This window comes from Sphingomonas sp. Leaf17, assembly GCF_001421505.1.
In the GTDB taxonomy this organism is placed as follows: domain Bacteria; phylum Pseudomonadota; class Alphaproteobacteria; order Sphingomonadales; family Sphingomonadaceae; genus Sphingomonas.
In genome coordinates this window covers 52802-78853 of sequence record NZ_LMKL01000007.1, presented here as the reverse complement: position 1 = coordinate 78853, position 26052 = coordinate 52802, and the positions used below count along the sequence as shown (strand labels likewise).

Sequence of the window (26052 nt, the reverse complement as noted above, 5' to 3'; positions counted from 1 at the left end):
GGAAATCACCAATCCACGGTAAACGTGTCGCCTTACGCGGCGGGCGTCGCGTCGTCGGCGGCGGCCGGCCGCTTGTCGAACACCTGGTCGATGATCCCGAACTCCTTGGTTTCCTCGGCCGACATGAACTTGTCGCGGTCCATGGCGCGCTCGATCTCCTCGATCGGCTTGCCGGTGTACTTGGCATACAGCTCGTTCATCCGGTGCCGGATGCGCAGGATTTCGCGTGCCTGGATCTCGATGTCCGAGGCCATGCCCTGCGCGCCGCCCGACGGCTGGTGGATCATGATCCGCGCATTGGTCATCGCGACGCGCATCCCCGGCTCGCCGGCGGCCAGCAGGAAGCTGCCCATCGACGCCGCCTGCCCGATGCACACCGTGCCGACGCGCGGCCGGATATACTGCATCGTGTCATGGATCGCCATGCCCGCCGTGACGACACCGCCCGGCGAGTTGATGTACATGAAGATGTCCTTCTTCGGATTCTCCGACTCAAGGAACAGCAGCTGCGCGGTGATGAGCGAGGCCATGCCGTCCTCGACCCCGCCGGTCACGAAGATGATGCGCTCGCGCAGCAGGCGGCTGAAGATGTCGAACGAGCGTTCGCCCCGGTTCGACTGCTCGATGACTATCGGCACGAGGCCACCTTGCGGAGCCTGCGGCGCAAGGCCCGCATTCATCAGCGGTGCCATGAAATTGCCGGTCTCGAACGGATTATGCATGAAAATCTCTCTTATGCCCTCGGAAGGCCCAACATCGTCGCTTGAACGATCGAGTTCAAGTGGGAGAACCCGGTGCCGCATGTCCCAGATACGCCAGCCGCCGCACCTCGCGCCGCCCGCGCACGACCGTGTCGAGGATCAGCCCGGCGAACAGGTTGAGCGCGGCCAGGATCATCAGCCCCGTCACCAGCACCGCCGTCGGCACGCGCGGGACCAGGTGCGTCTGCATATAGGTCAGCACCAGCGGCACCGCGAGCAGCACCGCGAGCAGTGCCAGGACACCGCCGACCGCGCCAAAGAACCACAGGGGCCGCTCGATCCGGTACAGGGTCAGGATCGTGCGCAGGATCCGCCAGCCGTCGCCATAGGTCGACAGCTTGGATTCCGACCCCTCGGGCCGCGCGAAATAGGGCGTCTCGACCTCGGCGGTCGGCATCTTCAGTTCCAGCGCATGGACGCTGATCTCGGTTTCGATCTCGAACCCGGCCGACAGCACCGGGAAGCTCTTGACGAACCGACGCGAAAACACCCGGTAGCCCGACAGGATATCGGTGAAGCTGCGCCCGAACAGCCGCGCCAGCATGCCGGTCAGCAACGCGTTGCCGAACCGGTGCCCCCGTCTGTAGGCCAGCGTCGCATCGCTCACCCGGCTGCCCACGACCATGTCGATCTGTTCGTCGAGCATCCGCGCGACCATCGCCGGCGCGGACGCGGCGTCATAGGTCGCGTCGCCGTCCGCCATCACATAGATATCGGCGTCGACATCGGCGAACATCCGCCGCACGACCGCGCCCTTGCCCTGGATCCGCTCGCGCCGGACCACCGCGCCGGCTGACGCCGCGACCTCCCGCGTCCGGTCCCGACTGTTGTTGTCATAGACATAGACGACCGCACCCGGCAGCGCGGCCCGAAAGCCGGCGACCGTCTGCGCGATCGCGGCCTCCTCGTTATAGCAGGGCAGCAGAACGGCGATGCGTGGCTCGGTCACCGGCCCCTGCCCCCTTCAATGATGCCCGTTCCGGGGCACGCGGTCAGTATGGAGCAAACGCAAACCGCCACCCCGAGGCTGACCCGGGATGGCGGTTGACGGCTCACGACGTCGTCAAGCCTCGGCGGGCTTGGCCTTCTTCGCGCGCGGCTTCTTCACCGGCGCATCGGCGGCTTCGGTGCCCTTGGCCTCCTCGGCCGCAACCGGCGAGGATTCGGTCACTGCGGTTTCGGCCTCGACTGGTGCAGCGGCCTGCGCGTCCGCAGCCTTCTTGGCGGCACGCTTGGCTTCGCGCTTGGCCTCCAGGCGCGCTTCCTCCTCTGCCGACACGGCGGCCGGTGCTGCCGGCGCGGCTTCCGCTTCGGCGGCGGCGGCGTCTTCCGCAGCCTTCTTGGCGGCGCGCTTGGCTTCGCGCTTGGCCTCCAGGCGCGCTTCCTCGGCCGCAGCAGCCTCGGCATCAGCCGTGGTATCCGCGGCATCGGCCTGTTCTGCCTTGGCGGCCGGCGCGGCCTTCTTGGCAGCCGCCTTCTTTACCGGCTTCGCATCGGCCGCATGGTCGTGGTCATGCCCGCAATCGGGACCGTGAACGTGACCGTCCTCGCTCTCAATCGCAGCTTCCAGCTCCTCGCGGGTCGCTTCGCGGTCAGTGATCGTCGCCTTCTCGAACAGGAAGTCGACGACCTTGTCCTCGTACAGCGGCGCGCGCAGCTGGGCGGCCGCCATCGGCTCCTGCTGGACGTACTGGATGAAGCGCTGGCGCTCCTCCGGGCCATATTGCTGCGCGGCCTGCGCGATCAGGCGGTTCATTTCCTGCTGCGAAACCTCGACGCCGTTGGTTTGGCCGATCTCGGACAGCAACAGCCCCAGACGCACACGGCGCTCGGCGATCTTGCGATAATCGCCGCGCTCCGATTCCATTTCGGCGCGCGCGGCTTCGGGATCGGCCTCGTGGGTCGCTTCATGCTCAAGCTGCGACCAGATCTGGCTGAACTCGGCATCGACCATCGACGGCGGCACTTCAAAATCGTGCCCATCGGCCAGCTGGTCGAGCAGCTTGCGCTTCATGTGGGTGCGGGTCAGGCCGTTATGCTCCTGCTCGATCTGCCCCTTGAGCAGTCCGCGCAGCTGCTCCAGGCTTTCCAGACCCAGCGACTTGGCCAGTTCGTCGTCGATCACGCTCTCGCCCGAAACCTTCACCGACTTGACCGTCAGGTCGAACGTCGCGGCCTTGCCGGCGAGTTCCTTGGCCTGATAATCCTCGGGGAAGGTCACGTTGATCTGACGCTCGTCGCCCGCGCTGACGCCGACGATCTGGTCCTCGAAGCCCGGGATCAGGCGGCCCGCGCCGATCTCGACGGCCATGTCCTCGCCGGTCCCGCCATCGAACGCGACGCCGTCGACCTTGCCGACGAAGTCGACGGTGACCAGGTCACCCGTCTTCGCGGTATAGTCGTCGCCGGTCTCGTCCCACTTCTTCTGCTGGTCGGCAAACTTCTGCAGCTGCTCGTCCACCGCCGACTCATCGACCGGAATCGTCAGCCGCTCCAGCGTCAGCGCGTCGATCGCCGGGGTCGGCACCTGCGGCAGCACTTCCAGCGCGATCTTGATCTCGGCGTCCTTGCCGGCCTCATAGCCCTCGGTCAGCTCGACCGACGGCTGCATCGCGGGGCGCAACTGTTTCTCGGCGACGAGCGCCTGAACGCCCTCCTGGATGGCGCTGTTCAGCGCATCCTGCTGGATCGCCGGACCGTGCATCTTGCGCACGAGGTTCGCGGGCACCTTGCCGGGACGGAAGCCGGGCATCTTCATCTGGGGTGCGACGCGCTTGATCTCGGCGTCGACCTTGGACTCGATGTCCTTGGCGGTGATGGTGAGCGTGTAGGCGCGCTTCAGCCCCTCGTTCAACGTCTCGACAGTCTGCATTTCGGGCCTTTGTCTAAAAAAGGAATCGCATCAATCTCGTGCAGCATACCCACGCCCGCGAAAGACGAAGGACTGGTGCGGGCGAAGGGACTCGAACCCCCACATCTTTCGATGGCAGGACCTAAACCTGCTGCGTCTACCAGTTCCGCCACGCCCGCTCGGAGGTTGCCGTAGCGGGCGCGTCTATACCAGCGCAAGGGTCCTCGGCAAGACATGACACGCAACCGGTGCACGATCGGCGCGTTGACCCTTGAGAAAAGGAGAGTTCAGATGGCGACCCAGCCCCCAGCCGAAACCCCGATGCCCACGCCCCCGGCACAGCCCGACGCCCCCCCGCCAGAAGTGACGCCGCCCGCGCCCGACGTCGACATCCCCTCGCCCGGCACGCCGATGGGCGATCCCGCCACGACCCAGCCGCCACAGATCTGAAAGGCCGACCATGCCTGATACCAGTCCTGCCGATACCCAACCTGACGAATTCCCCGCCATGCTGTCCGACGCGGAAGCCAAGGCCGCGCGTGACGCGCGTCACGATGGCGACGGCCGCAGCGACATCGAACGCGCGATCGACGGCGGTCCCGCCGACGACCATGGCGACGAAACCGCAACCATGACCGACCCCGGCATGCCCGACGGCGTCGGTGGCACCGGCGGCGTCACCAAGAACCAGGATGACGACGCGCAGTAAGCCGCCCGGCTTCTCCATGCAAAACCAGGCACCGCGCCGACCAACGGTCGACGCGGTGTTTGCCTGTTCAGCCCAGCGCCTTTTTCAGCAGGTCGTTGACGACACCCGGATTGGCCTTGCCGCCCATCGCCTTCATCGTCTGGCCGACGAAGAACCCGAACAGCTTGTCCTTGCCGCCGCGATAGTCCGCGACCTTGTCTTCATTGGCCGCCATGATCTGCGCGATCACCGCGTCGATCGCACCGGTATCACTGGTCTGCTTCAGGCCCCGCTCCTCGACGATCGTCGACGGCGCGTCACCGGTTTCCAGCATCACCTCGAACACCTGCTTGGCCAGACTGCCCGACAGCGTGCCGTCGGCGACCAAGGCCAGCAGTTCCGCCGCCTGCGTCGGCGACACCGGCGATTCGGTGATGTCCTTGCCCAGCCGGTTCAGCGCACCGAACAGCTCGGACGTCGTCCAGTTCGCCGCCGCCGGCCCCTTGGCCCCGGCATCCAGCAGCGTGTCGAACCAGCGCGCCGCCTCGACCTCGGCGGTCAGCACCGCCGCATTATAGGGCGTGATGCCCAGATCCTCGTACCGCTTGCGCTTGGCATCGGGCAGTTCGGGCAGGCTGGCCAGACAATCGTCCAGAAACGCCTGCTCCAGTTCCAGCGGCAACAGGTCGGGATCGGGGAAATAGCGATAGTCGTGCGCGTCCTCCTTCGACCGCATCGAGCGCGTTTCGTTGCGGTCGGGATCGTACAGCCGTGTTTCCTGCGCGATCGTACCGCCAGCCTCGATCACCTCGACCTGACGCCGCGCCTCCTGCTCGACCACCGCCATCACGAAGCGGACCGAATTGACGTTCTTCGTCTCGGTCCGCATACCCAGTTCGTCGCCGGGTTTGCGCACGCTGACGTTCACGTCGGCGCGCATCGACCCTTCTTCCATATTGCCGTCGCAGCTGCCGACATAGCGCAGGATTGCCCGCAGCTTCCGCAGATACGCCCCCGCCTCGGCCGGCGACGCCATGTCCGGCCGGCTGACGATTTCCATCAGCGCGACGCCCGACCGGTTCAGGTCGACATAGGACCGGGTCGGATGCTGGTCGTGCATCAGCTTGCCGGCATCCTGCTCGACATGGATCCGCTCGACACCGATCCGCTTGGTCGCGGCGTCCGGATCCTTCTCGTCCAAGCTGATGTCGATCGCGCCCTCGCCCACCAACGGATGGTAGAGCTGGCTGATCTGATAGCCCTGCGGCAGATCGGCGTAGAAATAATTCTTGCGGTCGAACCGCGACCAGCGGTTGATCTGCGCGCCGATCGCCAGCCCCGTTCGCACCGCCTGACGGATACATTCCATGTTCGGCACCGGCAGCATCCCCGGCATCGCCGCGTCGACAAGGCTCACCTGCGTATTCGGCTCCGCCCCGAACGTCGTCGCTGCGCCCGAAAACAGCTTGGCCTGCGACGTCACCTGCGCATGCACCTCAAGGCCGACCACGACCTCCCACTCGCCGGTGTCGCCCTGAATACGAAATTCAGTCATGCTGCCGCTCCTTTTGGACACGATCAATTATGAATGTCATAGAAACTAGCTCCGATACCATGATCGCAAACCATACAGCTAGAATTGTGAGTAGTATTTTCGGCTCAACGGCGGATGACAATGAATAGTAATATACCGCGATTGCAAGAAACATAGAAATTATTAGATATATCAAACCTAATTTCGTTGCGCCTCGATAAATCCGTTCGATGCTGCCATTTAAGAAATAACAAAACTGTACTAAAAAGAATAACAACCAGAATAGGTTTAAATACCCTCCAGCCGCTCCTTTTTGCGATATTAGCAACCCTAAATATGCACCAAGAAGTCCGCCTAATACGAGATTGGCGGCATCCATAGTTTGGGAAAATCGCTCCCTATGGCTAAATACGTCAAATATCATCACCACGTCCCCCGCCCCGCCAAGGCCCTGGCGGACTGCTCAAGCGTCAGACCAGCGTTCGACGAACTCTGCCCGTCGAACGGACAGTCGATGATCTTTAACTCCAGCAATCGCCAATGATTATTGATTATTTTCAGGCCTGAAATATGTCGTCCCCGCGAATTTCCCGCATAATCGCATTGGTGCCTTGCCCAGTGCGGAGATGCGCAAATCGCTCCGACGCCTCTAGGATCTGCGCATACATAGCCGTTCGCTCGGTGCTGTCGTAGCGCAGGGGCTTGCGGATCACCGCCTCGTCGTCGCCTTTTCGGTCAATTTCGGCCATTTCACCGACCTTCCGCCCCAGCGCCTCACTCACATTCTTCGGAATTGCAACCTGCCCCCTTCTGCGTCAGATTTGTCAGTCGGCCCGTACCGAGGATATTACCATGCACCGTTAATAGCGTCCACAGACGTGCAGCGCCTTACGTACAGTCATCGTTTAGCGCGGCCGGCGACATAAAATCTGCCACGATTTCGTCATGATCATCGTCATGATCATCGTCATGATCATCGTCATTAGATCGTCCGAGCAGCCAGTCGACAACGGCTCCGACCGTCTCGAAGCCGACTTCGACAGCCGGTCCCATCCTACCACCACACCCCGGGCCGGGCCACGAAGCCCGCGCGCTGCTCGATCGCCAGCCCGGCGTTCAGCACGCCCTGCTCGTCCAGCGGCCGGCCGATGATCTGCAACCCCAGCGGCAGGCCGTCCTTGTCCAGACCGCCCGGCACGCTCATCGCCGGCAGGCCCGCCAGTGACGACGGCACGGTGAAGACGTCGTTCAGGTACATCGCGATCGGATCGGCCTGCTTCTCGCCCAGCGCGAAGGCGGCGCTCGGCGCGGTCGGCGTCAGCAGGACGTCGCAACGCTCGAAAGCCTGCTCGAAATCGCGCGCGATCAGCGCCCGGACCTTCTGCGCCTGCGTATAATAGGCGTCGTAGAACCCCGCCGACAGCACATAGGTGCCGATCAGGATCCGCCGCTTCACCTCGTCGCCAAAGCCCTCGGCCCGCGTCGCGGCATACATGTCCTGCAACCCCGCCCCCTCGGGCAGGTCGCGCAGGCCGTACCGCACGCCGTCATAGCGCGCGAGGTTGGACGACGCCTCCGCCGGCGCGATGATGTAATAGGCCGGCAGCGCGTATTTGGTGTGCGGCAGGGAAATCTCGACGATCTCCGCGCCGGCATCCTTCATCCAGTCGATCCCCTGCTGCCACAGCGCCTCGATTTCGGCCGGCATCCCGTCGACGCGGTACTCCTTCGGGATCCCCACGCGCTTGCCGCTGAGATCACCCGACAAACCCGCCTCCCACTGCGGCACGTCGAGCTTCAGCGACGTCGCATCACGCGCATCGAACCCGGCCATCGCCTCCAGCAGGATCGCGCAGTCGCGCACGTCGCGCGCCATCGGCCCGGCCTGGTCGAGCGACGACGCGAACGCGATCGTCCCCCAGCGCGAGCAGCGGCCATAGGTCGGCTTGATGCCGGTGATGCCGGTGAACGCGGCGGGCTGGCGGATCGAACCACCGGTATCGGTGCCGGTCGCCGCCGGGCACAGCCGCGCCGCCACCGCCGACGAACTGCCGCCCGACGATCCACCGGGGGCGAGCGGGGCTGTATCGCCGTTCGCGCGCCGCCACGGCGAGATGACGTTGCCGAACGCGCTGGTTTCGTTCGACGATCCCATCGCGAACTGGTCCATGTTCAGCTTGCCGAGCATGCCTGCGCCCGCATCCCACAGATTCTGCGACACCCGCGATTCATAGGGCGGCACGAAGCCTTCGAGGATCCTGCTCGCCGCGGTCGTCACGACGCCGTTGGTGCAGAACAGGTCCTTCATGCCGATCGGCACGCCGGCCAGGGCTTTCAGCGTCTCGCCCGCCGCCCGCGCGGTATCGGCGGCGGTCGCGGCGGCGATGGCGTGCTCGGGCGTCTCGACCAGAAACGCGTTCAGCGCCTTGGCCTTGCTGACGTTGACGATGAACGCATCGGCAACGTCACACGCGGAGAAACTGCCGGCGCGCACGCCGTCGCGGATGGCGGCGACGCCAAGATCGGTCAGGTCGCTCATTCGATCACTTTCGGTACGGTAAAGAAGCCATGCTCGCCCTGCGGCGCGTTCTGCATCAGCGCGTCGCGGATGCCGCCCTCGGTCACCACGTCGTCGCGCAGGCGCAGGTGATTGGGGATCACCGCGGTCATCGGCTCGACGCCGGTCGTGTCGACCTCCTCCAGCATCTCGATCCAGTGGATGATGTTGTCGAGTTCGGGCGCGACGCGGCCGGCCTGCTCGTCGGTGATCGCGATACGGGCAAGCCCGGCGATCTTCTTCACGGTTTTGGTGTCTACGGACATGGGTCAGCGGCTACATCCGGCGTCGTCACGATGCAACCGGCTACGTTTCGACATTTGCAACGCTGGCAAGGCTGGGGCACGGAACAGGCCACGATCCTCCCGGAGCGCATCCTTGGCCCGCAAGTTTCTCTACGTCATCACCGCGCTCATCGTCCTGACGATCGCCGGCGCGTTCGCCTATCGCCTGTTCGGCACCGACATCCTGCGCCTCGCGCTGGTGCCGGGCGAGACGTTCCGCGCGCAGGCCCCGGCCGCGCCCAACGCCTATGACGACAAGGCGATGTGGCTCGCCCGCCCCGACCTGCCCGGCAACCCGGCGCTGTGGACCCCGACCAGCTACACGCCAGCGACAGCTCCGCGTGCCGCGGTCTTCTACATCCACCCGACCTCCTACCTCGTGCGCACCCACTGGAACGCGCCGCTCGACGATGCGGAGGCCAATGCCCGCGCCGCACTGTTCCTGCGAGGGCAAGCCAGCGCCTTCAACGGCAGCGCCGAGATCTGGGCGCCGCGCTACCGCCAGGCGACGTTCGGCGCGTTCCTGACCAGCGAAGCGGACGCCAACCGCGCACTCGACCTTGCCTATGGGGACGTCCGCGCCGCGTTCGCCGCCTTCCTGCGTCAGGTCGGGCCGGACCGGCCGATCATCCTCGCCGGCCACAGTCAGGGCGCGCTCCACCTCGAACGGCTGCTGCGCGACGAGATCGCCGGCAAGCCGGTCGCCGCCCGCATCGTCGCCGCCTATGTCGTCGGCTGGCCCGTCTCGCGCACCACCGACCTGCCGCGCCTCGGCCTGCCCGAATGTACGGCACCGGCGCAGAGCGGTTGCATCGCCTCGTGGCTGAGTTTCGCCACGCCAGCGGATCCTTCACAGTTTACCGATATCTACGACGCCAGCACCGGCTTTACCGGTCAGCCGCGCAAGGGCACGCCGATGGTCTGCACCAACCCGCTGACCGGCACCGCCGACGCCGCCGCGCCCGCCTCCGCCAATCTCGGCACATTGTTCCCCAGGGACGACCTGTCCGCCGCCGGAATTGCACCCGGCCGCGTCCCCGCCGCCTGCGCCCCGACCGGCTTCCTGATGATCGGCGATCCGCCCGACGTCGGCCCCTATGTGCTGCCGGGCAATAACTACCACGTCTACGACTACAGCCTGTTCTGGGCGAACGTCCGCGTGGACGCCGCGCGCCGGCTGGCGTCATTCGAGGCGAAGCGATGATTACCACCGACCGCGGACCGTTTCGCGATGCCCTGCCCAATGGCGGCCGTCTCCTCGGCCTCGACCTCGGCAGCAAGACGATCGGCACCGCTTTGTGCGACGCCGGCTGGAGCTTCGCCAGCCCCGCCATCCTGATCCGCCGCACCAAGTTCCAGAAGGACAAGACCGCGCTGATCAAGCTTGCTCGCGCGCAAGGGGTCACCGGCCTCGTCATCGGCCTGCCGCTCCATCTTGACGGCAGCGAAAGCCCGCGCAGCCAGTCGACCCGCGCGTTTGCCCGCAACTGCGAGGATATCGGCCTGCCGATCCTGTTGTGGGACGAACGCTGGTCGACGGTCGCCGTCGAACGGGTGATGATCGAACAGGACTTGAGCCGCGCCAAACGCGCCGAACTGGTCGACAAGATGGCGGCGGCGCACATCCTGCAAGCCGCGATCGACGCGCTGGTGATGGTGTAGGGGGCTGTCGCTACGCCTCACGCCCTAACCACCGTCACTTCCCCGGCGAAGGCCGGGGCCCAGTTGCCACGAAAACAGTAGCGACGGGCCTCCCTCTGCCCACGTAAACCTGTGCAACTGGGCCCCGGCCTCCGCCGGGGAAGTACGCGGTGGGGTGTAGGACAGCAAAAACCGCTGTCCTACACCCCGCCCAAATGCCAGACCCATCCCCATGACCCGCGCCGTCACCCTCTGCACAACCCCTGAAACGCCCCACTTCGCGCCAATCCGAAACGCCACCCCCACGAACCACAACTTCCCTAACTTCGCCCCCGCACACGCCCCCACGACTCGCTTGCCGCGCCGCCCCCGCGTCGCTACCCGGCACGCTTGATGCAGACTTCAGATCACCGCCCCGCCGCCCTCATCCCGGGCGGTGCCGTCTTCCCGCACCGGCACCTGACCGGGATCGACGGTCTCCAGCCGCACGAGATCATGTTCCTGCTGGACGAGGCGGAAACCTGGGCCGCCGCCAACAGCGCGCACGCGACACCCGACAAGCGGCTCGACGGCCTGACCCAGATCAACGCCTTTTTCGAGAACAGCACCCGCACCCTGTTGTCGTTCGAGATCGCGGGAAAGCGCCTGGGCGCGGACGTCGTCAACATGCACGCCGCGCAGTCCAGCGTGAAGAAGGGCGAGACGCTGATCGACACCGCGATGACGCTGAACGCGATGCGCGCCGACGTCATCGTCATCCGTCACATGGCATCCGGCGCGGTGCGGCTGATCGCCGACATGGTCGACTGCCCGGTGCTGAACGCGGGCGACGGCCGGCACGAACACCCGACTCAGGCGCTGCTCGACGCGCTGACCATCCGCCGGCGGCGCGGCAGCATCGCCGGCCAGCGCGTCGTCATCTGCGGCGACCTGCTGCACAGCCGGGTCGCGCGGTCGAACATTCTCGCGCTCACCGCCCTGGCCGCCGAAGTCCGCGTCTGTGCGCCGACCACGCTGATGCCACCCGCGATCGAGCGGATGGGCGTTACCGCCTTTACCGATTTCGACCAGGCGCTGGAGGGGGCCGACGTCGTGATGATGCTGCGGCTCCAGACCGAGCGGATGGCCGGCGGCTACGTCCCCTCCCCGCGCGAATACCGGATGCGCTACGGCCTGACGCTCGACCGTCTTGCGAGGGCAACGCCCGGCGCGCTGGTCATGCACCCGGGGCCGATGAACCGCGGGATCGAGATCGATTCGGACGTCGCCGATCACGCCCAGTCCGCGATCACCGAACAGGTGGCGATGGGCGTCGCGGTCCGCATGGCCTGCCTCGACGTGCTCACGCGCCGATCGCGCGGCGTGGAGGGCTGGGCATGACCACTATCTTCACCAACGCCCGCCTGATCTGCCCGGTCGCGGGCGAGCGCGCCGGCAGCCTGATCGTTCGCGACGGCGCGATCGTCGCCAGCGGCACGGTAGACGTGCCCGCCGACGCGACCGTCGTCGATTGCGGCGGCAAGTATCTCAGCCCCGGCATCGTCGATCTGGGCGTGGCCAAGGTCGACCGCGCCGCCTTCCGCGCCGGCGGCATCGTCCGCGTAGGGCTGATGCCCGACCAGTCGCCCGTCCTCGACGACCCCGGCATCGTCCAGCGCGCGGCGCTGGTCGGCAAGCCGGACCTGTGGATCCACCCGATCGCCGCCGCCACGCGCGGCCTTGCCGGCACCGACCTTGCCGAAATGGCGATCTGCGCGTCGGCGGGCGCCAAGGCGGTCGGCACCGGGCGGCACTGGATCGCCGATTCAGGGGTCATGCACCGCGTCCTCGCCTATGCCCGCGACCTGAACCTGACCGTCGTCACCCATGCCGAGGATGGCGCGCTGACCGCCGGCGCGGTCGCGACCGAGGGTGAAACGGCGACCCGGCTCGGCCTGCCCGCCGCGCCCGCCATCGCCGAGGCGCTGGCCATCGCCCGCGATCTGATGCTGGCGGAGGAGACGGCTGCGCGGCTGCATGTGCGTCAGGTCACCACCGCCGCCGGCCTGGACCTGATCCGCGCGGCCAAGCGGCGCGGCGTCGCCGTCACTTGCGGCATCACGCCAGCGCACCTGAACCTGTCGGACAACACCGTCAGCGACTTTCGCACTCACGCACATCTGTCGCCGCCCCTGCGCGCCGAATCAGACCGTCAGGCCTGTCTGGCGGCGGTGGCGGACGGCACGATCGACGTCATCGGATCGGGCCACGACCCGCACGGGCCGGAGGAAAAGCGCCTGCCCTTCACCGATTCGCGCGCCGGCATGGCGGGCGCGGAAACGCTGCTGACGCTGGCGCTGATGCTGGTTCGCGACGAACGGGTGTCGATGAGCCGGCTGTTCGCACTGCTCGCCGCCAATCCGGCGCGGGTGCTCGGCCTCGACACCGGCACGCTGGAGGCCGGCAAACCCGCCGACCTGCTGCTGTTCGATGCGCGGGTGCCGTGGCAGGTCGACGGCACGGCGTTCAGGGCGTCGGCCGGCAACACGCCGTTCAACGGCCTGCCGGTGCAGGGCCGTGCCCTGCGGCTGTGGAAGGGGGGGCGCGAGATCCTGTAAGGATCAGCGCGCGGCAACCTCCACGCCGCCGCGCCGGACCCACGCCGCCGTCCGGTCGCCCGCCTCCTTGCGGATAAAGCACGCACCGCCCTTTGCACGGTACATCCGGCAGGCCCCGGCCGCCGCGTCGCGGGTGAACCCGCCGACCGACAGGCGATAGACCGACCCGGCCCGCGACGCGAAGGTCATGCCGCGCGGCGACTGCTCGGCAAAGGCGGCGAACCGCTTCGTCGCCCGACCCCAGGCATCCCGCGCCACGCCGGCATTTTCATACGCGCCAAGCTGGACATACCAGTCCCCGGCGGCCGGGGTCCATTTGGCCGGGGCCTTGGCGGCAACCGGGGCCGCCGGCTTGGCCAGCGCGACCCGCATCGCCCCCGATGGCGCGCGGATCAGGCGCACCGTCGGCGCCGGCGCCGGATCGGCAGCCGCCTTGACGAAGCCCGGTTCGCTGACCGGAACGGGGTCGGGCGTCGCGGCGGCCAGTTCGACCGGCGGCGACGGCATCGGATCAACCGCGGCGACCGCGACCGGATCGGCGGTCGGTGCGACGGGGTTCAGCGCCAGCGCAGCCGGCTGGCCCGCATCCTCGACCGGCTGGACACCCAGCAGGCTGGCGACCTGATCGGCCGCTGATGTCGGCTGTGCGAAGGCGGCCCATTCGACCAGCCGCTTGTCGACCTCCGCCGGCGAAATATCGGCCGCGGCGACCATCTTCGCCGCCTGCCACTGCCCGGCCAGCGCCAGTGCCAGCGCCAGGTTCTGCCGGGTCTTGACGGTGGCCCCCGGCGACCGTGCCGCCTGCGTCAGGATCGTCACGGCTCCTTGCGGATTGCCCGACAACGCCATCGCCAGCCCCAGATCGCCCGCCGGGATGACCTGCGCATAGCCATCCAGCGTCCGCCGTGCCGCGCCCCAGTCGCCGGTCGCGGTTTCGGCCAGCGCCAGGTTGAGCGCCGCCTGCCCATTGTCGGGATTACCCTGCAACGACTCGCCCAGCGCCTGTCGCGCCGACACGAAGCGCCCGCCCCGCAGATAGGCCTGCCCCAGCAGCGCGCGGTAGGCCGCGTTCTGCGGCGATGCCGCGACCGCCGACTCGGCCAGCGCGACCGCGCCGACCGCATCGCCGCGATCCAGCGCCTTGCCCGCTTTCGCCGCCAGCTTCGCGGCATTCCCCCGCGCCGCCGGCGCATTCGCCGCGACATCGCCCTTGGCCGCCGTGCAGCCGCCCAGCGTTCCGGCCAGCATCAGGGCGGACAGGCCGATCGAGCAGAGGGTCCGGGTCTTCATGGGCATCGTCCTCGTATCGTCATGGGGCACGACCCCCGCCGCCTGCGCGCCGGATGCCGTCGAGGATCCGCGCCGACGGCATGCCGGATCTGCGCGCTCCTCCCGTATCTCAGCGACCGGATGCCATGCCGACTGATAAAGACCGGTTAATGCGGCTTCACACTGACGGCCCGGCCCGACCGAATCCCAATACGGGCTTTGCCTTGACCGACGATCGGCGGCATGGTTGGCGAAGCGACGAACGAACGGGGTGGGCGATGAGTGTACGGGCGGTGATGAGTGCGGCGGCGATCGCCACGATGGCGATGGCGGCACCGGCGATGGCCGATGTGAAGGCCGGCGTCGATGCATGGGCCAAGGGCGATTACTTCGCGGCCGTGAAGGAATGGCGCCCGCTCGCGATCGCCGGTGATGCCGACGCGCAGTTCAATCTGGGTCAGGCCTACAAGCTGGGTCGCGGCGTCCCGCTCGACCCCGCACTCGCCGAAAGCTGGTTCCGCAAGGCCGCCGTGCAGGGCCATGCCCAGGCGATCGACAATTACGGGCTGGCGCTGTTCCAGGCGAACAAGAAGGCGGAGGCGCTGCCGTGGCTGGAGAAGTCGGTGTCACGCGGCGAACCGCGAACGCAGCTCGTCCTTGGCACGATGCTGTTCAACGGGGACGGCGTGCCGAAGGACTGGATCCGCGCCTATGCGCTGATGACGCGGGCGTCGGCCTCGGGCCTGCCCGCCGCGCAGCAGACCCTGTCGCAGATGGACCAGTATATCTCGCCCGACGAACGCCAGAAGGGCACCGTGCTGGCCCAGCAATATCAGGCGCAGGCCGCGACCCGGCCGATGACGCCGCCGCCGGTGTCGACCGTCCGCAACACCGACGCGCCCCCGGCACGGCCAGCACCGCCGCCTGTCCGCACCGCGCAGGCCACGCCGGCGCCCGCGCCGAAACCGTCGGCCACGCCAGCCATGCGGCCGAAGCCGGCCCCGACCGCCACCGCGTCACGCGACAAGACGCCACCGCCGGCCAAGGTCGCGGCAAAGCCAGTGCCGAAACCCACTCCCACCGTCACCGTAACGGCCCCTGCAACCGGCAAATGGCGCGTCCAGCTTGGCGCGTTCAGCGGTCAGGGCAATGCGCAGGCGCAGTGGGCCAAGGTGCGCGGGCGGATGAACGGCGCGCAAGCCAGCTATGTCCGCGCGGGCACCATCACCCGGTTGCAGGCCGGCCCCTATCCGTCGAAGGCCGCCGCCGCCAAGGCCTGCGCCGCATCGGGCATTCCTTGCGTGGTCGTCGCTCCCTGAGGTCCGGGGATCAGGGGGCGACGGTTCAGGCGTCGACCCACTGGCTGCGCGCGATTCCCTGCACATAGAGCAGCGCGGTCAGGTCGTTGTGGTCGATGCGGACGCCCGCCGCCTCGGCCACGATCGGCTTGGCGCGATAGGCGACGCCCAGCCCGGCGCGGCGGATCATCGCCAGATCGTTCGCCCCGTCGCCGACCGCAAGACTGGCCGAGTCGTCGATGCCAAGCTGCGCGATCGTCGCCAGCAGGGTCTCGACCTTGGTATCCGATCCGACGATCGGTCTGGCGACCGTCCCCGTCAGTTTTCCGTCGATGATCTCCAGCCGGTTGGCAACCGCGCGATCGAAGCCGATCTCGGCCGCCACCGGCTCGGCAAACCGGGTAAAACCACCCGACACCAGCACCGCATGACCGCCGCGCGCGCGCATCGTCCGCACCAGCGGCTTGGCACCGGGCATGATCGTCACCCGCTCGGCCAGGCACCGCGCGATGACGCCCTCGTCCAGCCCCTTCAGCAGCGCGACGCGCGCATCCAGCGCCGCGCCGAAGTCCAGTTCGCCGCGCATCGCCGCCTCGGTCACCGCCGCGACCTCGGCCTTGATGCCGGCATAGTCCGCCAGTTCGTCGATGCATTCGACGGTAATCATCGTCGAATCCATGTCGGCGACCAGCAGCGTGCGGGTCCGCGCGGCCGACGACTGCACGACGATGTCGGTTGCCGGGAAGGCCCCCTCCAGCGCGGCCCGCGCGGCATCGGGGGCCATGCCGAACAGGATATCGGCCGCCACGCCCGTATCGATCCAGCCGGACGCGCCCGGCGCGCAGCCGGCGTCGCGCAGCCGGTCGCAGGCCGATGAAATATCGCCTGCGCCCAGGCCCTGTGCTGCTATCAGCGTCGCTGTGAACATACCGTCCTCCAAACCAAGGGTCGCGCTCATCGCAGGGCCGACCGCCAGCGGCAAGTCCGCGCTCGCCATCGCGGTGGCGCTCGCCCATCGCGGCACCGTCATCAACGCGGATTCGGCGCAGGTCTATGCCGACCTGTCGGTGCTGACCGCACGCCCCTCCCCCGCCGACGAAGCCGGGGTGCCGCACCGGCTGTTCGGTCATGTCGACGCCGCCGACACCGGCTATTCCGCCGCGCGCTGGGCCGGAGACGCGCGCGCGGCGATCAAGGAGACGCTGGCGCAAGGGCGGTTGCCGGTGCTGGTCGGCGGCACCGGCCTGTACCTGCGCACGCTGCTCGACGGAATCGCGCCGGTGCCGACGACCCCCCCCCAAATCCGCGACGCCGTCCGCGCCCTGCCGGTGGCGCAGGCCCATGCCGACCTCGCCCGATCGGATCCGGAGGCGGCGGCCCGGCTGAACCCCGCCGATACGACGCGAGTCGCCCGCGCGCTGGAGGTGATCCGCGCAACCGGCCGGCCACTGTCCGACTGGCAGGCACGGAAGACCGGCGGCATCGGCGAAACGATCACGCTGGCCCCGGTCATTCTGCTGCCCGATCGCGACTGGCTGTTCGCGCGGATCGACACCCGCACCGAAATGATGATGCAGGGCGGTGCCGTGGAGGAGGTCGCCGCCCTTCTCGCGCGCGACAACCTGCCCGCCGATGCGCCGATCCGCCGGGCCATCGGCGTTGCGCCGATCGCCACCCATCTGGCGGGCGCGCTATCACAGACGGAGACGACCGCCGCGATCGCGCTGGCCACCCGGCAATATGCCAAGCGGCAATATACCTGGTTCCGCCGCCAGCCACCCGAAAGCTGGCTTCGCGCCACGGACCATCAGACCGCGATGCAGCAATTTGGAATATTGTTGCGCTGATATTGGTTGACGCGCACTTTTAAGACCTGTAGCCGACGCCCTCCAAAGCGCCTACAGGCATTGCGCGTCAAGCAACCGGAGTAAGACGATGTCCGAGAAGAGTGGAGCCGATATCCTGGTCGAGGCGCTGTGCGATCTCGGCGTGGAGGTCGTCTTCGGCTATCCCGGTGGTGCGGTGTTGCCGATCTACGACGCACTGTTCCGCTCGGGCCGCATCAAGCACATCCTCGTCCGCCACGAACAGGCGGCAACGCACGCGGCGGAGGGCTATGCCCGCTCGACCGGCAAGTGCGGCGTCGTGCTGGTGACGTCCGGCCCGGGCGCGACCAACGCGGTCACCGGCATCACCGACGCGCTGATGGATTCGATCCCGATGGTGGTCATCACCGGTCAGGTGCCGACCGCGCTGATCGGCACCGACGCGTTTCAGGAGGCCGATACCGTCGGCATCACGCGCCACTGCTCCAAGCATAACTATCTGGTGAAGGATCCCGCGCGCTTGGGCGACGTGATCCATGAGGCGTTCCACATCGCCACCGCCGGCCGCCCCGGCCCGGTCGTCGTCGACATCCCCAAGGACGTGCAGGTCGCCACTGCCAGGTACAGCAAGCCCGGCCCGATCCAGCACAAGACCTATCGCCCGCAGGTGAAGGCCGACCGTGCGTCGATCGACGCGGTGGTCGACATGCTGGCGGCGGCCGAGCGTCCGGTGCTCTACACCGGCGGCGGCATCATCAATTCGGGTCCGCAGGCCAGCCTGCTGCTGCACGAACTCGCGCGCATTTCCGGTGCGCCGGTGACGTCGACGCTGATGGGCCTTGGCTGCTTCCCGGCCTCGTCCGACCAGTTTCTCGGCATGCTCGGGATGCACGGCACCTACGAAGCCAACATGGCGATGAACCAGGCCGATCTGGTGATCGCGATCGGCAGCCGCTTTGACGACCGCGTGACCGGCCGCCTCGACGCGTTCAGCCCGAACAGCCGGAAGGTGCATATCGACATCGACCGGTCGTCGGTGAACAAGACGGTGCGCGTCGATCTGGCGATCATCGCCGATGCCGGCCGCGCGATGGAGGACATGGTCCGCGTCTGGAAATCGCGCCAGCACCCCAAGCCCGACCTGACCGAATGGTATGGCCGGATTGCCGAGTGGCGCGCGAAAAAGTCGCTGTCCTATCCGGCGCATGCGACCGAGATCATGCCGCAGCGTGCGATCCGCGCGCTGTGGGAGGCGACACATGCCCGCAGCCCGATCATCACGACCGAGGTCGGTCAGCACCAGATGTGGGCCGCGCAGCATTTCGATTTCGAACTGCCGAACAAGTGGCTGACCAGCGGTGGCCTAGGCACGATGGGCTACGGCCTGCCCGCCGCGATCGGCGCGCAGCTCGGCAATCCCAACGCGCTGGTCATCGACATCGCCGGCGAAGCCTCAATCCAGATGAACATCCAGGAACTGGCGACCGCGACGCAGTATCGCCTGCCGGTCAAGATCTTCATCCTGAACAACGAGTATATGGGCATGGTCCGCCAGTGGCAGGAACTGACCTATGAAAGCCGCTATTCGGAAAGCTATTCGGACTCGCTGCCCGACTTCGTGAAACTGGGCGAGGCGTATGGCTGGAAGGGCATCCGCATCGAGGCTCCCGGCGATCTGGAGGACGGCATCCAGGCGATGCTGGCGCATGACGGCCCGGTGATCGTCGACTGCCGTGTATCGAAACTGGTCAACTGCTTCCCGATGATCCCGTCAGGCGCGGCGCATACCGACATGATCCTGCAGGCCAACGAAGTCTCAGGCACCATGGACGACGAGGCCAAGGCGCTGGTGTAGAAAATCCCCCTCCCGCTTGCGGGAGGGGTTAGGGGAGGGCCTGATCGCCATCCTCGTTTTCCGTTATACTCACCCCCTCCCCCGACCCCTCCCGCAAGCGGGAGGGGGGAGAAACGAAATGCACATCACCACCGAAAAGGCCGAGCGGCACACGCTGGCCGTCATCGTCGACAACGAACCCGGCATCCTCGCCCGGATCGCCGGCCTGTTCACCGCGCGCGGCTATAATATCGAAAGCCTGACCGTGTCGGAGATCACCGAGGACAAGGCGGTCAGCCGGATCACCATTGTTACGTCCGCCAGCGCCGCGACGATGGAGCAGATCCTCGCCCAGCTCGACCGGCTCGTCCCCGTCCACAAGGTCACCGACCTGACCGCGCAGGGCGCGCATGTCGAACGCGAGCTGGCACTGGTCAAGGTCGCGGGCACCGGCGAACGCCGGATCGAGGCGCTGCGCCTCGCCGAAGTCTATCGCGCCCGCGTCGTCGATGCGACCACGTCGAGCTTCGTGTTCGAGGTGACGGGGGGAATCGAAAAGATCGACAAGTTCACCGAATTGATGCGCGAGGTCGGCCTGGTCGAGGTCGCCCGTACCGGCATCGTCGCCATCAGCCGCGGCAAGGACGCGGCGTAAATCAAGCCCCTCTCCCAATGGGAGAAACAGAGAAGTAAAAGGGAATATCATGAAGGTCTATTACGATCGCGACGCCGATCTGAATCTCATCACCGACAAGAAGATCGCCATCGTCGGCTACGGGTCACAGGGTCACGCCCATGCGCAGAACCTGCGTGACAGCGGCATCAAGGACGTCGCCATCGCGCTGCGCGAGGGTTCTGCGACCGCCAAGAAGGTGATCGAGGCCGGCTTTGCGGTAAAATCGAACGAGGATGCGGCCAAATGGGCCGACATCGTCATGTTCCTCGCCCCCGACGAGCATCAGGCCGCGATCTACGCCGCCGATTATCACGAGCATATGAAGCAGGGCGCGACCATCGCCTTCGCCCACGGCCTGAACGTGCATTTCGGCCTGATCGAGCCGCGCGCCGACCTCGACGTCATCATGATCGCGCCCAAGGGTCCGGGGCACACCGTACGCAGCGAATACAAGCGCGGCGGCGGCGTCCCCTGCCTGATCGCGGTCGACCAGGACAAGAGCGGCAACGCGCACGATATCGCGCTGGCCTATGCGTCGGGCGTCGGCGGTGGCCGGTCGGGCATCATCGAGACGAATTTCAAGGAAGAGTGCGAAACCGACCTGTTCGGCGAACAGGCCGTGCTGTGCGGCGGCATCACTCACCTGATCCAGGCGGGGTTCGAGACGCTGGTGGAGGCGGGCTACGCCCCCGAAATGGCCTATTTCGAGTGCCTCCACGAAACCAAGCTGATCGTCGACCTGCTGTATGAGGGCGGGATCGCCAACATGCGCTATTCGATCAGCAACACCGCCGAATATGGCGACATCGTCACCGGCCCGCGGATCATCACCGACGAGACGAAGGCCGAGATGAAGCGTGTTCTGGCCGACATCCAGTCGGGCCGCTTCGTCCAGAAGTTCGTCCTCGACAACCGCGCCGGCCAGCCCGAATTGAAGGCCAGCCGCAAGCAGGCCGCCGCCCACCCGATCGAAAAAGTCGGGGCCGAACTGCGCGCGATGATGCCGTGGATCGGCGCGAACAAGCTGGTCGACAAGGACAAGAACTGAGCGTCGGGCGGGGCGGGTTCTTCGGAACACGCCCCGCCACGACTCTCCGTCATTGCGAGCGCGAGCGAAGCAATCCAGAGCGTAACGGGCGACCCTTGATGACTTCGCTTCCGCTCGCCGTGACGGTCAGACGTCGGCAAAGCGTCGTTCCACCACTGATTTCCTCCCCGCATCGGAAACGCATCGTCTCCAAAAGCGTCGTACCCTGCATCCACGCAAGCGCGTAGGACAGCGTCGTCGTCACACAGGAGATACCCCATGCGTAATCGCTTCACCATCGCCCTTCCCGCGCTGATGGCACTGGCCGCCGTCCCCGCCATCGCCCAGATGGCCCCCGGCCTGCCCGGTGCGCCGGTCAAGGCCCGCGTCACCGCCGGCACCTATCCGGTCGACACCGCACACACCCAGGTGACGTGGCAGGTCAACCACATGGGCTTCAGCATGTTGCAGGGCCAGTTCGGCGCATCCGACGGCAGCCTGACGATCGACCCGGCCAAGCCGAACGCGACGACCGTCGACGTGAGCTTCGCCACCGATCAGCTGTCGGTGACATCGCCCGCCTTCGCCAATCACCTGAAGTCGAAGGACTTCTTCGACGTCGCCGCCAACCCGACCGCGCGGTTCGTGTCCACGAAGGTCGTTGCAAACGGCAACACCGCCGTCGTCACCGGCAACCTGACGATCAAGGGCATCACCAAGCCCGTCACGCTGCAGGCGACGTTCGTCGGGGCCGGCGTCAACCCGATGAACAAGAAGACCAACATCGGCTTCCGCGCGACGGGTACGATCAACCGCAGCGACTTCGGTCTCGGCATGGCTGTGCCCGTCGTGTCGGACAAGGTCGACCTGACGATCAACGCCGCCTTCGCCGCCAAGTAAGGCGGACGGCTTCCCGGGTCAGGCCGCGCGCTTGACCCGGGTAAAGCTCTCAAAGGTCGCCCGCACCGATGGCGTCGCGCCGGCAACCAGCGCCGCGATGCGTGTTTCCGCGGCCTTCTGGTCGGACCCGCTCGACGATGCCATCGCCCAGTCGCCGAACTCCCGCGTCTCCACCACGCGCTCCGACAGGGTCACGACCGCGAAATGCCGGGGGTCGGCCTTGATCCGGTCATAGGCGCGGGCGACGACGTCGGGTTGGCCCTCCAGAGCCTGCAAAAACCGCTTTCCGTTGAAGAACAGCACCCCCGTCACCGCGTCGCGCGCGTTGTTGCGCCGGGACACCGCCAGGATCTGCGCCTCGCTCGCCGCGCCGGCCTCGGCAACTTCGGGGCGCGCGGTACTGATGTAGACGATCTGGCGCATTGGCGGCCCTTTCTGCTCGAAACTTTGCAAGCCATTCTGATGGCTTTATTAATCCGTGGCGCATCGCCCGTTAACATCCGGTTGCGCGTTTGGCGGTGGACAACGGGTTTCCGCAGGGCCAATATCGCATTCATGACGTTCCGCGCGCTGCTTGCTGGTCTGCGACTTATCCGCCCTTAGGGTGGTATCGCTTCGACACGCCGCCTTAAGGGCTGACTTTCAAACCCCGACGCGCAAATCAGCGCCAGCGCCAGTCGCCGGCCATCATCACGAGACCGCCTCCATGCTTCGCGATCCCTCGACCAAATACCGCCCTTTCCCGCCGGTCGACCTGCCCAACCGGCAATGGCCGTCGCGCACCATCACGACCGCGCCGCGCTGGCTGTCGACCGACCTTCGCGATGGCAACCAGGCGCTGATCGACCCGATGGATGCGGAGAAGAAGACCCGCTTCTTCGATCTGCTGGTCAAGGTCGGCCTGAAGGAGATCGAGGTCGGTTTCCCGTCCGCCGGTGCCACCGAATTCGACTTCATCTCCGGCCTCGTACAGTCTGGCCGCATTCCCGACGACGTCGTCATCCAGGTCCTGACCCAGTCGCGCCGCGACCTGATCGAAACCAGCTTCGCCAGCCTGAAAGGGGCAAGGCAGGCCATCGTCCACCTGTACAACGCGGTCAGCCCGGCGTGGCGCCAGATCGTGTTCGGCATGGACCGCGCGCAGGTGAAGGCGATCGCGATCGAGGGTGCAAAGGTCGTCCGCGACGAGGCCGCCAAACAGCCGGACGTGGCGTGGCAGTTCGAATACAGCCCCGAAACCTTCTCCACCGCCGAACTCGATTTCAGCCTCGAAGTCTGCGCGGCGGTCATGGACGTGCTGCGTCCGACGCCGGCCAACCCGATCATCTTCAACCTGCCCGCCACCGTCGAATGCGCGACGCCGAACATCTATGCCGACCAGATCGAATGGTTCGGCCGCAACATCCCCAACCGCGACAGCGTTGTCATCAGCCTGCACACGCACAATGATCGCGGCACCGGCGTCGCGGCCGCCGAACTGGGCATGATGGCCGGGGCCGACCGGGTCGAGGGGTGCCTGCTCGGCAATGGCGAGCGGACCGGCAATTGCGATCTCGTGACCGTCGCGCTGAACATGTACACGCAAGGCGTCGACCCGAGGCTCGACCTGTCGGACATCGACGGCGTGGTGAACACGGTCAATTACTGCACCAACATCCCCGTCCACCCGCGCACGCCGTATGCCGGCGATCTGGTCTTCACCGCCTTTTCGGGCAGCCATCAGGACGCGATCAAGAAGGGCTTCGCCGCGCAGGGGCAGCGGAACGACGACCTCTGGCAGGTGCCGTACCTGCCGATCGACCCGGCTGACCTCGGCCGCAGCTACGAAGCGGTGATCCGCGTCAATTCGCAGTCGGGCAAGGGCGGCGTCGCCTGGGTGATCGAACAGGACAAGGGCCTGAAGCTGCCAAAGCGGCTCCAGGCCGATTTCAGCCGTCATGTGCAGGCGATGGCCGACGAGACCAGCCGCGAACTGAACGCCGCCGATATCTGGTCGCGGTTCGAGGCGACGTATCTGCCAGGCGACGCCGACCGCTTCGTGCTGCGCGATTATGAGGAAAGCGGCTCGTCGGGCCAGCGCCTGTTTGTAGGGCGGGTCGCGATCGACGGCGAGGACCGCTCGATCAGCGGACGCGGCAACGGCATCATCTCCAGCGTGATCGCGGCCCTTGGCGAGACGACCGGCCCGCTGCTCGACGTCGTCGATTACAGCGAACATGCGATCGGCCACGGTGCCGATGCGCAGGCCGCCGCCTATGTAGAATGCCGCGCGCCGGACGGCCGTACGGTGTTCGGCGTCGGCCTCGACACCGACATCGCCACCGCCTCGGTCCGCGCGGTTCTCAGCGCCGCCAACCGGGTCTGAGGCCCGGCGTTTACTTCGTCCCTCCCTCCATCCCGACGCAAGTCCGGGATGGAGGGAGCGGACAGGCGGGACGACCAGGCACCATCCTGCACCGCCGCCCGGCGGGCGCGGTCAGCGGCTGCGGACGATCTCGCACCCGACCCGTGCGTCGGGATAGACGTCGAGCTTCATCGACTGCACCGTCACGGTGCGGACGCGATCGTCGCGAAAACACAACTCGGCGACCGCGTCGCACAGGCTTTCCTGCAAGTCGAACCCCGGCCCTTGCGCCAGCGCCAGGATGCCCGTGCGCAGGAAGTCGTAATCGACCACCGCGCTGATCGCGTCCTCGGCCGGCGGCGTCGCGTAGACCGCCGTCATCCGGATCGACAGTTGCACCCGCTGCGGCACCTGTTCGTGCGCATGGATGCCCAGCCGCATGGCGACCTGCATCGCCTCCAGGATCGTCGTGTACTCAACCACCGGCACGCCCCTCGAACATCACATCGCCGTCACGCGGCAGGAACCGCTGCCCACAATCGACGAAAAGATTCTGACCCGTCACGCCGCGCGCGCCAAGCAGATAGGCTACCGCATCGGCCACCCGGTCCGCGCCGACCGGCCGTTGCAGCAGGTTGCGGCACGATGCCTGCGCGAACTCCGCCTCGGTCTGATCGCCGCTCGGCAGGGTGATGCCGGGCGACACGGCATTGACCCGCACACGCGGACCCAAGGCCTGCGCCAGCATCGTCGTCGCCCCCGCCAGCGCAACCTTCGCGCAACTGTAGGAGAAGAAATCGGGGTTCAGATTGACGACCTTCTGGTCGATCAGGTTGACGACGGCCCCCTCGGCCACATCATCCTGTGCCGCCAATGCACTGGCCAGCAGTACCGGCGCGGACAGGTTGATCGCCAGCATCCGCGCCAGATGATCGGGGCGGATCACCGGCGGCCGGTCGAAATCGAACGCCGATGCGCTGTTGACCAATGCCTCAACCGGACCGCCAATCGCCCGGCGCGCCCGGTAGATCAGTCCCGCCGCGGCAACACCGTCGTTCAGGTCGGCCTCGACCGCGACCCCGCCAAGATCAGCCGCCAGTTGATCCGCGTCGTCACCGGACGTGTTGTAGTGGATGACGACACGGTATCCACCTGCCGCCAGCGTCCGGGCGATCGTCGCGCCCAGACGCCTGGCACCGCCGGTAATCAGGACAGTGCGGCCCTTCACCCCCCGCGGCCGATCAGCGCCAGCACTTCCTTGCGGCTGCGTTCGTCGTCGCGGAACACGCCCATCATCCGGCTGGTCGCCATCGTCACGCCCGGCGTCCGCACGCCGCGCGCGGTCATGCAGGCATGGGTCGCCTCGATCACCACCGCAACGCCCAGCGGCTTCAGGTTAGTCCAGATGCAGTCGGCGACCTCGGCAGTCAGGCGCTCCTGCACCTGCAACCGGCGGGCGAAACCGTGCAGCACGCGCGCCAGTTTTGATATGCCGACGACGTGATTGCGCGGCAGATAGGCGATATGCGCCTTGCCGATGATCGGCGCCATGTGGTGCTCGCAGTGGGACTGGAACGGAATGTCACGCAGCAGGACGATCTCGTCATAGCCGCCGACTTCCTCGAACACCCGGTCCAGATGGCGGGCGGGATCGTCGGCATAGCCGGCGCAGTATTCTTTCCAGGCCTTCGCAACCCGGCGCGGCGTATCGACCAGCCCTTCGCGCATGGGATCGTCGCCGGTCCAGCGGATCAGCGTACGGATCGCCTCCGCGACGTCGTCGGGAACCGAATGTCCGGTTTCGACCGATACGGGGGGCGATACGGGGATCGCGTCGTTCACGGTGGTCGTCACGCGATTGGCCCCGGCCCGTCTGCCCGGCCCGTCTGACTGTTCGGCACTCGGTTCATCCACCCACATCCTTTTACGGCCTCGCACCCCGGGCCACCCGCCGACCGGCACCGT

General features: G+C 66.9%; 27 protein-coding genes and 1 tRNA gene. 13 read left to right on the top strand and 15 right to left on the bottom strand.

Annotation, left to right across the window (positions count from 1 at the left end; translation table 11 throughout):
• Window positions 1-32 precede the first annotated feature (32 nt).
• The 4 genes from clpP to ASE75_RS11300 form a co-directional block, all read right to left on the bottom strand.
• Entirely contained in the window at window positions 33-722 is a 690-nt protein-coding gene (gene clpP, locus ASE75_RS11315; RefSeq protein ID WP_055933563.1) for an ATP-dependent Clp endopeptidase proteolytic subunit ClpP, read from the bottom strand.
• 55 nt (window positions 723-777) lie between these two features.
• Window positions 778-1710, bottom strand: a complete 933-nt coding sequence (locus tag ASE75_RS11310; protein ID WP_055933560.1) for a glycosyltransferase family 2 protein — start codon at window positions 1708-1710, stop codon at window positions 778-780.
• Between the two features lie 114 nt (window positions 1711-1824).
• Complete coding sequence (gene tig / locus ASE75_RS11305; RefSeq protein ID WP_055933557.1) at window positions 1825-3633, bottom strand: trigger factor; 1809 nt, start codon at window positions 3631-3633, stop codon at window positions 1825-1827.
• A 73-nt stretch (window positions 3634-3706) separates the two neighbouring features.
• Window positions 3707-3791: transfer RNA gene (locus tag ASE75_RS11300), tRNA-Leu, on the bottom strand.
• Window positions 3792-3903: 112 nt separating this feature from the next.
• Here ASE75_RS11300 and ASE75_RS15770 point away from each other — a divergent pair.
• Both ASE75_RS15770 and ASE75_RS11295 read left to right on the top strand, forming a co-directional pair.
• Window positions 3904-4062: a hypothetical protein gene (locus tag ASE75_RS15770; RefSeq protein ID WP_200922355.1), complete on the top strand. Its 159-nt coding sequence runs from the start codon at window positions 3904-3906 to the stop codon at window positions 4060-4062.
• Window positions 4063-4072: 10 nt separating this feature from the next.
• The gene (locus ASE75_RS11295) at window positions 4073-4321 is read left to right on the top strand and encodes a hypothetical protein (protein WP_235512679.1); all 249 of its coding nucleotides are present in this window, start codon (window positions 4073-4075) and stop codon (window positions 4319-4321) included.
• A gap of 67 nt (window positions 4322-4388) precedes the next feature.
• Here the strand turns inward: ASE75_RS11295 and gatB are convergent, their stop codons facing one another.
• The 5 genes from gatB to gatC form a co-directional block, all read right to left on the bottom strand.
• A complete protein-coding gene (gene gatB, locus ASE75_RS11290) occupies window positions 4389-5855 on the bottom strand; it encodes an Asp-tRNA(Asn)/Glu-tRNA(Gln) amidotransferase subunit GatB (protein ID WP_055933552.1) in 1467 nt (488 codons plus the stop codon).
• The gene (locus ASE75_RS15510; RefSeq protein ID WP_162233728.1) at window positions 5848-6264 is read right to left on the bottom strand and encodes a hypothetical protein; all 417 of its coding nucleotides are present in this window, start codon (window positions 6262-6264) and stop codon (window positions 5848-5850) included. Before ASE75_RS15510 ends, gatB begins: the two co-directional genes overlap by 8 nt.
• Before the next feature lie 127 nt (window positions 6265-6391).
• Complete coding sequence (locus ASE75_RS11285) at window positions 6392-6616, bottom strand: AbrB family transcriptional regulator (RefSeq protein WP_235512677.1); 225 nt, start codon at window positions 6614-6616, stop codon at window positions 6392-6394.
• 272 nt (window positions 6617-6888) lie between these two features.
• On the bottom strand, window positions 6889-8373 hold the full coding sequence (gatA, locus tag ASE75_RS11280) for an Asp-tRNA(Asn)/Glu-tRNA(Gln) amidotransferase subunit GatA (protein ID WP_055933548.1): 1485 nt from the start codon (window positions 8371-8373) through the stop codon (window positions 6889-6891).
• Window positions 8370-8657 carry an Asp-tRNA(Asn)/Glu-tRNA(Gln) amidotransferase subunit GatC gene (gene gatC, locus ASE75_RS11275; protein ID WP_055933546.1) on the bottom strand — a complete coding sequence of 96 codons (288 nt, stop codon included), beginning with the start codon at window positions 8655-8657 and terminating at the stop codon, window positions 8370-8372. Before gatC ends, gatA begins: the two co-directional genes overlap by 4 nt.
• A 112-nt stretch (window positions 8658-8769) precedes the next feature.
• Between gatC and ASE75_RS11270 the strand changes: the two genes are divergently transcribed.
• The 4 genes from ASE75_RS11270 (at window position 8770) to ASE75_RS11255 (ending at window position 12913) form a co-directional block, all read left to right on the top strand.
• Window positions 8770-9879, top strand: coding sequence for a DUF3089 domain-containing protein (locus ASE75_RS11270; protein ID WP_055933543.1), 1110 nt, complete (start codon window positions 8770-8772; stop codon window positions 9877-9879).
• A complete protein-coding gene (ruvX, locus tag ASE75_RS11265; protein ID WP_055933541.1) occupies window positions 9876-10337 on the top strand; it encodes a Holliday junction resolvase RuvX in 462 nt (153 codons plus the stop codon). Before ASE75_RS11270 ends, ruvX begins: the two co-directional genes overlap by 4 nt.
• Window positions 10338-10709: 372 nt before the next feature.
• Complete coding sequence (locus ASE75_RS11260) at window positions 10710-11696, top strand: aspartate carbamoyltransferase catalytic subunit (RefSeq protein WP_055933538.1); 987 nt, start codon at window positions 10710-10712, stop codon at window positions 11694-11696.
• On the top strand, window positions 11693-12913 hold the full coding sequence (locus tag ASE75_RS11255) for a dihydroorotase (RefSeq protein ID WP_055933535.1): 1221 nt from the start codon (window positions 11693-11695) through the stop codon (window positions 12911-12913). Before ASE75_RS11260 ends, ASE75_RS11255 begins: the two co-directional genes overlap by 4 nt.
• 3 nt (window positions 12914-12916) lie before the next feature.
• On the opposite strand, the gene ASE75_RS11250 is transcribed toward ASE75_RS11255, so the two are convergent.
• Window positions 12917-14203 carry an SPOR domain-containing protein gene (locus ASE75_RS11250; protein ID WP_055933532.1) on the bottom strand — a complete coding sequence of 429 codons (1287 nt, stop codon included), beginning with the start codon at window positions 14201-14203 and terminating at the stop codon, window positions 12917-12919.
• A 257-nt stretch (window positions 14204-14460) separates the two neighbouring features.
• Between ASE75_RS11250 and ASE75_RS11245 the strand changes: the two genes are divergently transcribed.
• Window positions 14461-15501 carry an SPOR domain-containing protein gene (locus ASE75_RS11245; RefSeq protein WP_055933530.1) on the top strand — a complete coding sequence of 347 codons (1041 nt, stop codon included), beginning with the start codon at window positions 14461-14463 and terminating at the stop codon, window positions 15499-15501.
• Between the two features lie 25 nt (window positions 15502-15526).
• Here ASE75_RS11245 and serB read toward each other — a convergent pair whose 3' ends face one another.
• On the bottom strand, window positions 15527-16408 hold the full coding sequence (gene serB / locus ASE75_RS11240; protein ID WP_055933527.1) for a phosphoserine phosphatase SerB: 882 nt from the start codon (window positions 16406-16408) through the stop codon (window positions 15527-15529).
• Between serB and miaA the strand changes: the two genes are divergently transcribed.
• The 5 genes from miaA (at window position 16401) to ASE75_RS11215 (ending at window position 21743) form a co-directional block, all read left to right on the top strand.
• Window positions 16401-17327, top strand: coding sequence for a tRNA (adenosine(37)-N6)-dimethylallyltransferase MiaA (gene miaA, locus ASE75_RS11235; RefSeq protein ID WP_055933525.1), 927 nt, complete (start codon window positions 16401-16403; stop codon window positions 17325-17327). The genes serB and miaA overlap by 8 nt on opposite strands.
• Window positions 17328-17415: 88 nt before the next feature.
• Window positions 17416-19161, top strand: a complete 1746-nt coding sequence (gene ilvB, locus ASE75_RS11230) for a biosynthetic-type acetolactate synthase large subunit (RefSeq protein WP_055933522.1) — start codon at window positions 17416-17418, stop codon at window positions 19159-19161.
• Between the two features lie 118 nt (window positions 19162-19279).
• The gene (ilvN, locus tag ASE75_RS11225) at window positions 19280-19795 is read left to right on the top strand and encodes an acetolactate synthase small subunit (RefSeq protein WP_055933518.1); all 516 of its coding nucleotides are present in this window, start codon (window positions 19280-19282) and stop codon (window positions 19793-19795) included.
• 49 nt (window positions 19796-19844) lie between these two features.
• Window positions 19845-20864, top strand: coding sequence for a ketol-acid reductoisomerase (gene ilvC, locus ASE75_RS11220; RefSeq protein ID WP_055933515.1), 1020 nt, complete (start codon window positions 19845-19847; stop codon window positions 20862-20864).
• 258 nt (window positions 20865-21122) lie between these two features.
• A complete protein-coding gene (locus tag ASE75_RS11215; protein ID WP_055933511.1) occupies window positions 21123-21743 on the top strand; it encodes a YceI family protein in 621 nt (206 codons plus the stop codon).
• Window positions 21744-21761: 18 nt separating this feature from the next.
• Here the strand turns inward: ASE75_RS11215 and ASE75_RS11210 are convergent, their stop codons facing one another.
• A complete protein-coding gene (locus ASE75_RS11210; RefSeq protein ID WP_055933508.1) occupies window positions 21762-22166 on the bottom strand; it encodes a BLUF domain-containing protein in 405 nt (134 codons plus the stop codon).
• 283 nt (window positions 22167-22449) lie between these two features.
• Here ASE75_RS11210 and leuA point away from each other — a divergent pair, with 283 nt between their 5' ends.
• Complete coding sequence (gene leuA / locus ASE75_RS11205) at window positions 22450-24108, top strand: 2-isopropylmalate synthase (protein ID WP_055933505.1); 1659 nt, start codon at window positions 22450-22452, stop codon at window positions 24106-24108.
• Between the two features lie 111 nt (window positions 24109-24219).
• Here the strand turns inward: leuA and ASE75_RS11200 are convergent, their stop codons facing one another.
• The 3 genes from ASE75_RS11200 to folE are packed head-to-tail and all read right to left on the bottom strand — an operon-like array spanning window position 24220 to window position 25917.
• Window positions 24220-24570: a dihydroneopterin aldolase gene (locus tag ASE75_RS11200; protein WP_156340413.1), complete on the bottom strand. Its 351-nt coding sequence runs from the start codon at window positions 24568-24570 to the stop codon at window positions 24220-24222.
• Window positions 24563-25315: an SDR family oxidoreductase gene (locus ASE75_RS11195; protein WP_055933502.1), complete on the bottom strand. Its 753-nt coding sequence runs from the start codon at window positions 25313-25315 to the stop codon at window positions 24563-24565. Before ASE75_RS11195 ends, ASE75_RS11200 begins: the two co-directional genes overlap by 8 nt.
• Entirely contained in the window at window positions 25312-25917 is a 606-nt protein-coding gene (gene folE, locus ASE75_RS11190; protein WP_443025342.1) for a GTP cyclohydrolase I FolE, read from the bottom strand. The genes ASE75_RS11195 and folE overlap by 4 nt, the downstream gene beginning before the upstream one ends.
• Between the last annotated feature and the right edge of the window lie 135 nt (window positions 25918-26052).